Origin of the sequence: Candidatus Magnetobacterium casense, assembly GCF_000714715.1 — a bacterium.
Classification (GTDB): Bacteria; Nitrospirota; Thermodesulfovibrionia; order Thermodesulfovibrionales; family Magnetobacteriaceae; genus Magnetobacterium; species Magnetobacterium casense.
Window position 1 is genome coordinate 1 of the sequence record NZ_JMFO01000056.1, and the last position, 1,726, is coordinate 1,726.

Below are 1,726 nucleotides of genomic sequence, written 5' to 3' on the forward strand. Positions count from 1 at the left end.
GAATGCACTTGCGAACACGTTCCAGCGTCTCTCTTCGGGATACCGGATCAATTCGGCGAAGGATGATGCGGCGGGGTTGGCGATCAGCAACCGGATGACGGCACAGATCCGCGGGTTGAACCAGGCAGTACGGAATGCCAATGACGGTATTTCGCTGGTTCAGGTGGCCGAGGGGGCACTGGACGAGACGACGAATGCATTGCAGCGGATCCGTGAACTGGCGGTGCAGTCTGCCAATGCCACTTACAGCGATGGTGACCGTTCATTCCTGCAGAAGGAAGCGGCCCAGCTGATGAGCGAGATTGACCGGATTGCCCAGACGACGCAGTTCAACAAGCAGAACCTGCTGACCGGGGAGTATACGGACAAGTACTTCCAGGTTGGGGCCCTGAGTGGCCAGACGATCCGGGTGAGCATCGGGGCCGCGTCCCTTGGTGGGTTACTGAGTGCGACGGCCATCGCGTTTCTGAACAGCCTGATCGGGACCTCGGTCTACGCGGCGTCGGCATTGAAGTACATCGACAGCGCCCTGGACCGGATTGCTGACCTGCGGTCGAACCTGGGTGCGATGCAGAACCGCTTTGAGGCAGTGGTGTCGAACCTGAGCAATGTGTCGGAGAACACCTCCGCCTCGCGATCCCGGATCATGGACGCGGACATTGCGAAGGAGACGGCCGAGCTGACGCGGAGTTCGATCATGCAGCAGGCGGGTGCGGCGATGCTGGCCCAGGCGAACCAGCAGCCCCAGATTGCCCTGCAGTTGCTGGGTGCCCGTTAGGGGACGGGGGCTGACAAGGTCATAAGATAGGGGAGAAGATGGATGTTTTCTCCCGTGTATGAGATGCAGGGCGAGAGTGGAGCCCTTAAAATGAACGACTCACCTCCAACCATGGATGGCTTAGCGGAATTCACAGAATTTTGCCGGTTGGGAGGTTTACGACATGGCACTTTATGTTAACACCAATGTTGCGTCCCTGAATTCACAGCGGAATCTGATGCGTTCAACCAACGAGTTGTCCGGGACATTCCAGCGTCTCTCCTCGGGCTACAGGATCAACTCGGCAAAGGATGATGCGGCGGGTCTGGCGATCAGTACCCGGATGACGGCGCAGATCCTTGGGTTGAACCAGGCAGTGCGGAATGCCAATGATGGTATTTCGCTGGTGCAGGTGGCCGAGGGGGCGCTGGACGAGACGACGAATGCGTTGCAGCGGATCCGTGAGTTGGCGGTGCAATCGGCCAACACCACATACAGCGATGGGGATCGCGCCTTCATGCAGAAGGAAGCAGCCCAGCTGATGAGCGAGATTGACCGGATTGCGAAAACGACGCAGTTCAACAAGCAGAACCTGTTGACCGGGGAGTATACGGACAAGTACTTCCAGGTTGGGGCCCTGAGCGGTCAGGTGATCCGGGTGAGCATCGGGGCAGCATCCATCGGTGGGTTGTTGAGTGCGGCAGCGGTCGCGTTTGTCGACAGCCTGATCGGGACCTCGGTCTACGCGGCATCCGCACTGAAGTACATTGACAGTGCGCTGGACCGGATTGCTGACTTGCGGTCGAACCTGGGTGCGATGCAGAACCGCTTTGAGGCAGTGGTATCGAACCTGAGCAACGTGTCGGAGAATACCTCCGCCTCGCGGTCCCGGATCATGGATGCGGACATAGCAAGGGAGACGGCTGAACTGACGCGGAGTGCGATCATGCAGCAGGCGGGTGCGGCGAT

2 protein-coding genes are annotated in these 1,726 nt (G+C 59.2%); both read left to right on the forward strand.

What is annotated here, in order from left to right:
- Nucleotides 1-778 (forward strand): flagellin N-terminal helical domain-containing protein (locus tag Mcas_RS15735; protein WP_040336509.1); only part of this gene is annotated, 778 nt, incomplete at its 5' end.
- A 163-nt stretch (nucleotides 779-941) separates the two neighbouring features.
- Nucleotides 942-1,726: flagellin N-terminal helical domain-containing protein (locus Mcas_RS15740; RefSeq protein WP_040336510.1), on the forward strand; the 785-nt coding region annotated here is incomplete at its 3' end.